The organism is Flavobacterium ajazii, from assembly GCF_010614725.1.
GTDB classification, from domain to species: Bacteria; Bacteroidota; Bacteroidia; order Flavobacteriales; family Flavobacteriaceae; genus Flavobacterium; species Flavobacterium ajazii.
Genome location: NZ_JAAEHL010000022.1, coordinates 1 through 6,408, shown reverse-complemented (window position 1 = coordinate 6,408; position 6,408 = coordinate 1). Strand labels below are relative to the sequence as shown.

The 6,408-nt window shown below is 35.8% G+C and carries 5 protein-coding genes; 4 read left to right on the top strand and 1 reads right to left on the bottom strand.

Translation table 11 applies throughout. The features are described 5' to 3' along the window. Positions 1 to 49: 49 nt before the first annotated feature. The gene (locus GWR14_RS23580; protein WP_163411600.1) at positions 50 to 418 is read right to left on the bottom strand and encodes a helix-turn-helix domain-containing protein; all 369 of its coding nucleotides are present in this window, start codon (positions 416 to 418) and stop codon (positions 50 to 52) included. 144 nt (positions 419 to 562) lie between these two features. Between GWR14_RS23580 and GWR14_RS23575 the strand changes: the two genes are divergently transcribed. From GWR14_RS23575 to GWR14_RS23560, 4 genes are all read left to right on the top strand, one after another. After that, positions 563 to 787 (top strand): SymE family type I addiction module toxin, encoded by a 225-nt coding sequence (locus tag GWR14_RS23575; RefSeq protein ID WP_163411599.1) that lies wholly within the window; start codon positions 563 to 565, stop codon positions 785 to 787. Continuing rightward, entirely contained in the window at positions 787 to 3,096 is a 2,310-nt protein-coding gene (locus tag GWR14_RS23570) for a CHC2 zinc finger domain-containing protein (protein ID WP_163411598.1), read from the top strand. The genes GWR14_RS23575 and GWR14_RS23570 overlap by 1 nt, the downstream gene beginning before the upstream one ends. A 160-nt stretch (positions 3,097 to 3,256) precedes the next feature. After that, a complete protein-coding gene (locus GWR14_RS23565) occupies positions 3,257 to 4,114 on the top strand; it encodes a tyrosine-type recombinase/integrase (protein ID WP_163411597.1) in 858 nt (285 codons plus the stop codon). A 3-nt stretch (positions 4,115 to 4,117) separates the two neighbouring features. After that, positions 4,118 to 4,984: a tyrosine-type recombinase/integrase gene (locus GWR14_RS23560; protein WP_163411596.1), complete on the top strand. Its 867-nt coding sequence runs from the start codon at positions 4,118 to 4,120 to the stop codon at positions 4,982 to 4,984. Positions 4,985 to 6,408 lie beyond the last annotated feature (1,424 nt).

Genomic DNA, 6,408 nt, shown 5'->3' with positions numbered 1-6,408 from the left:
CAAAGCATATAAAAAGAAAACCTCGCAATCAGCGAGGTTTTTTTGTGTTTTATAGCGAAGCTACATTTTTCTGAAAGAAATCTTTAAACTTCTTTTGTGTCAGGAAAGTATCGACCATTTTAAAAACCATACTTTTTTCTTCGGGTTCAAGTTCCTGAATCAATTTAACCTGCTCTACAAGTGTTTTATCTTCTATGGTTACTTCTTGTGGAATATCTCCTTCAAAGTTTACAAGCTGGTCAATAGTCATATTGAAATACTTAGCGATTTTACTAATGGCATCAATAGACAAATCCCTGTCGCCTGTCTCTACCCTTGAATAATTAGAACGGTGCATTGCAATAAGGTCTGCAATGGATTGTTGGGTTAATCCTTTTTCTTCCCTTATCCTCTTTATATTTTTACCAATGTGTTGCATACTGTATAATTTGTTGTAAAGTTATCCAAAAAGCACAAATAAAGCAATATGTATCTTTTTGATAAATTATTAGTTGTTTTATTGATACATATATTTTATATTTGTGACGTATCAAATTAACACAAACGTTAAATCCCAGTACTTATGGCAATCCAAAATCCCAAACAAGTCAAGCTTCAGCCCAAACACAGAGCCTTAACCTATGGATGTAAAAAAGTTCCCTGGCTAAGCGTGAGCGGTGTATGGTTAGAAGAATTAGGATTTAAAGCCGGGGATATGGTGAGAATCCTAACGAGTGAAAAGCAGTTAATCATAGAACTTATAGAAAATCAAATCCCGGAGAAGCCAATCCTGAAAAAACGCAAGTAATGACCATATCAGAAATCAAAGAAAACCTAAACCTGTCAGCTGTATTAGCGCATTACCATTTACAGCCCAACAAAAACAATATGCTGTTGTGTCCCTTCCACGAAGACACAAAACCCAGTTTACAAGTTAATCCAACGCAAAATAAATACAAATGCCACGCCTGCGATAAAAAAGGCGATGTAATCCAGTTTGTTCAGGATTATGAAAAGCTGACCAAGCGGGAAGCAATTTTAAAATGTGTAACGATGATTGGCCAAGTAATTACAAACGTTCCTGATATTATAAAAACTCAAACGACAAAAATCACAGAAGACAAAAGTGTTTTTTTAGAAAAGATGTTCCAGAGTTTTAGAAAAGGAATTTTTAATAGTCCGCCAGCGAAAGAATACTGCAAAAAAAGAAATCTAAATGTAGAGCTTTTACAAATTGGTTTTAATGGTGGACAGTTCCACCACGGTATACGAAGAGACGAAACCCTAATCAATAATTGTTTAGCCGTTGGATTGCTTCTGGACAGGAACATCATCAGTAAAACAGGCGAAAAAGCGTTTAATGTTTTTGGAAATAAATCAATTGTCTTCCCATTAAAAAACAAAGAAAATCAGATTGTCAGCCTGTATTTTAGAAGCACGATAAATGAAAAAGAAGCCAAACATTTTTATCTGAAGAACCGTTGTGGGCTTTATCCCCATTACCCCAGTCCAGCCACTAAAAAACTAATCCTGACCGAAAGTATTATTGATTGTGCGAGCCTGTTACAAATCACAGAAATAGCAGAAAACTACAGTTTATTAGCCTGTTACGGAACCAACGGGCTGAACGAAGAAATCCAAAACGCTATTTTAGAACTCACAGAACTGGAAGAAATCATATTTGTTTTTGACAACGATACCGCAGGAAACGAAGCCATAAAAAAATATGCCCAGCAGTTCAAGCAATACAAAACATCCACAATAGAACTACCTAACAAAGACATAAACGAAACCCTGCAACTGCACGAACCCGAAATATTTACGGAACTTTTAGAGAAAAGAAAGAAACTAAATCTTTCTTTTTGCTCCGCCAGTTCGCTATCGCTCGGGTCAATTGAAGATATTATAACCAAAACCACCACCAAAAAACCTACTGCAGAACCAATACAAAATACCAATTTAGAGAATGTAGTTGACTTTTTAAAAGCCAAAGATTTATTAAATAGATTGAATATACAAATAGGCAAAGCGGGTATCGTTGGTGAGGAAAACTCACGCTTATTGTTGTTTTTAATTATTATCAGTTATCTAAACAAACACCCTATTCACGGTATTGTACAAGGAAGTTCGGGAAGCGGAAAAACCCATATAATCAGCAAAATAGCTGATTTAATGCCACAAGAAGACGTACTTCGGTTTACGCGGATAACCGAAAGCAGTCTGTACAACTGGGGAGAGTTCGACCTGTTCCAAAAAATCATCATCATCGAAGATTTGGACGGCCTCAAAGAAGATGCTTTGTATGCGCTCCGGGAATTAATATCAAACCAATTTTTGAGCAGTTCCGTATCAATAAAAGACAAAAAAGGAAACAATAAATCAGCCAAGAAAGAAGTAAAAGGACAGTTTAGCAGTTTATCGGCAACCACCAAAGGCGAAACCTATGAGGACAATATGAGCCGTAGTTTTTTGATAGCCGTAGACGAAAGCAAGGAACAGACCCAAAGAATTATCACGCACCAAAACAAACGAAATGCGGGAGAAATCGACCCCAAAACACAGCAAAAAGCCGTTCATTTTATACAGCAAATGGTACGGAACTTAACCCATTACGAAGTTATAAACCCATACGCTACCAAATTACAATTACCTGAAAAAGTCCATAAAATAAGACGGCTAAACGAAATGTACCAAGCCGTAATAAAACAGGTTACGTTCCTGAACCAACACCAAAGACAGCTTACCAAAGACAATCAGTTAATCACCCAAATCGAGGACATAGAACAGGCAACAGAAGTGCTTTTTGAAAGCATTGTTTTAAAAGTTGATGAACTCGACGGCAGTTTAAGACAATTTTTTGAACGACTAAAAAAGTATGTAAAAAGCAAAGAAACTGAATTTACACAAAGAGAAATCCGTCAGGAACTCAACATCAGCAAAACCCAGTTACAGCGGTTTATCAATAGTTTACTCGAACTGGAATACATCAGATACAAAGGCGGTTTTTCTAACAAAGGTTTGAAATATGTAGTTGATTATTGGGATAACCATCAAAAATTAAGAACCGAAATCAAAGGTTTTCTTATGAAGCAGATTGAAGAATTAAAGCAATTATGACCAAAGTTTGGGTTGCTGTGGGTCGCTATTGGGTCACTAGAAAATAGTGTAACAATCTAAAATATAGAATCTTAACTCTAAAATTATATCTGGCGACCCTAAACCCCAAAAAAGAAGTAAGCAAAAACATCATAGGCATTATAAACATCATATTAAAGCTATGTTTGAAAATACGATTTATGAATTTAGAAAGGAACTGGAAAACCTGGGATATTGCAAAACAGTAATACAGAATTACCCTAAATATGTCCAAAAGCTATTAGAATTTACCAAAGAAAGCCCTTGTAAAACTACCCAGAACCACATCAGGGAATACTACCAGTATTTACAAACCAAACCCAATCCAAAAAGAACAGGAACTATAAGCCAAAGCCACATAAAGAGCATTTTACTGGCAATCAGATTATTTTTTGAATATTTAGAACGATTAGGGAAAATCAAGCGAAATCCATATACTTTAAAAGTTAAAAGCCTAGTCAATAATCCAAGAAACATACTTACTCAAAACGAAATCCAAATCCTCTATAAAACCGCTCAAAACCTAGAAGAAACCATATTATTACACTTGTGTTATGGTTGTGGATTACGAAGAACCGAAGCCCAGGACCTGAATATAAAAGATGTGAATTTTGAGCAAAAACTACTCTTTGTAAGACGTGGAAAAGGTAAAAACCGCAGGGTAATCCCAATTACAGAGAAAATAACAAACGATTTACAAGAATACTACAAGCAAAGTGAGTTGTATAGGAATGAAAAACAAGAAGCCTTTTTTATAACCCATCAAGGCAACAGAATAAAAGGAACAACGATCTATAAAACCTTTAAAAAACTACTGAAAAAAGCCAAAATAAATACTTCAGGCGCAACTATTTGTTTGCATAGTTTACGTCATAGCATAGCCACACACTTGTTAGAAAACGAAATGAGTATTGAAATGGTCAGAAACTTTTTAGGACATCAGAACTTAAAGACAACCCAGATTTATACAAGGGTAAATCACTTAAAACTAAAACAATGAGCAATGAACTTAGAAGAATATTTATTAAAACACTTACAGCCTTCAACGGTTAAAAACTATTTATATGAAATAGAAAAATACCAATTATTAAACAAAAGAACTGCAACTTATGACTATGCAAGAGTGATGCGATACGTTGAAAATTTACGCTCCAGATATCCACCACAAACCATTGAACGAATAGTAGCCAGTATCAAAAAATACTATGATTATCTAATTGAAACAGGCAAAAGAACCGATAATCCTGCAAGAGCCATAAAGCTAAAAGACAGTAAAGAAACACCCATCCAATTACAGGATTTATTTACTGAAAAAGAACTACAAAGCCTTTTAAAACCAAGAGTTGAACGTTATCCGTTTTTGGCCAAAAGAAACCAGATTATAATGAGTTTACTAATTTATCAGGGAATCAAAACAGGCGAACTCATCAAAATAAAAATCCAGGACATAGATCTGGAAAAAGCACAAATAAAAATCTACGGAACAGCCTTAACCAATAACAGAACCTTACAACTCAAAGCACAACAAATATTACTGCTTCACGAGTATATAAACCAGCACAGAAAAGAACTTATTACTTTTAGAACCAAAGAAGATTATTTACTATTATCAAAACTCGGAACACCAACTACAATCGAAGATATTAGTTATTTATTATCAACGTACAATCGAAAAGACTTTGGCGGAAAAACACTCACAACAATAACGATCAGACAAAGCGTTATAGCCAATTTATTAGCCAGGAATAATGATTTACGCATTGTTCAGGAGTTCGCAGGACACAAGCATTTAGATACTACAGAAAAGTACAAAGAAACAGGATTACACGCACTAAAGACAGCTATTGACAAATTACATCCAATCCGATAAAATAACATAATATGCTATTTAGTAATATAATATGTTACTGGTTAGATTTTTTTTAAAAGTAAAAGAATAGCATTTATGTTGTGAATTTAAACGCAAACCACAACTAGTCAGGATTTTTTTTAAAAGGGAAAATAAGGAAGTATCGTTTTTTACAAACGAATAAATCCCAAAAAGAGAAGCAATAAAACCGATAGCGTTTATTAAATCCATACATCAAATATAGGAATAAAAAGAAACAATCTGCTAATCAAGACGGAAAGCAAAAAAGCGGTCTCCCTCCGGTCGTTCGTTTTGTTCCGTTCGGCTGTTCCAGTCGTCCCGCAAAAAGGCGGGACTCCGTTCCACAGTTCACTCGTCAGCATAGCACCTGCCAGCTCTGAAAAAGAGCAGGCAGTCACTACGCTTCCTCGTCCTCATCTTCACACACTCACTTCCTGCGTTCGTCGGGGCTACTACATCCACAATACCGCTTCATTACGTTCCGCTCCGTAAACTCCGCTGCACTTCATTCAGCCGTATTTGCGTCCACCGCCCCTTATTTTTTCAGCGGTTGCTCATTCGCTCAGCCATCGGGGTTGCCCCACTTCGTTCTGCAGTGGATTAAGGAACGCTAACGCTGACTTTTATTTTTTCCCCGCCGTTACACGCTCGCATCCCTTCAGCCCCGAAAAAAGGGCTTCCCGGTCTGCGGTGGCTGTTCGAGGCCGCAACACCGCGTGGCGCTCCTCGGTATTGTTCCGTGAAAACTCCACAATCCCTGCGGTGCTTCGGGGTGTTAGTTGAACCGCATAACTCAATCGCCGTAGGGCTATGCTCATTTTTTTAGAAGAATGCCAGGGAAATTTATCTTAAAAAACACCTTTTAGGTTCTGGCATCCTTCCAAAAAAATCGAGCGCACGATTAAAGATAATCAGCCAAGTTTAGGCAAAACGGAATGTTCTGGCATTTTTGGAAAGCATAATCGATAAAAACAGAATCTTTTTTCAATTGAAATAAGGTTTTAAAAGGGTGATTTTTTGTGTCCTATTTTATTTTTAAACCTATAAATACCTTGCAAACGCTAGGGTTTTTAGAAAACCGTCCTTTTTTGCGGTCTAAAACCCTAATAAGCGAGTAAAAAATAATTTAAAAAAAAATCAACTTTTTTGAAAAATGGGAATATTTATATATAAAGAATATATTATGAACACAATGTTATTATCATTAATAATCGTTTTAGTCTTCATCATTGTGATGACTATTATCTTAAGTTTTGTCGAAAAAGACAGAATACCTCTAATGGCAAGTTTTTTTGAAAAAGTGTTGCCCAAAATACCATTTAGTAAAATGTTCCCTGGAAAGAAAAAATAAATCTTTTTTTTTCAATTGAAATAAAAAGCTATTTTTGAAGCACGTTCTTACAAAAAGGTCTTGCTCGCGGGAG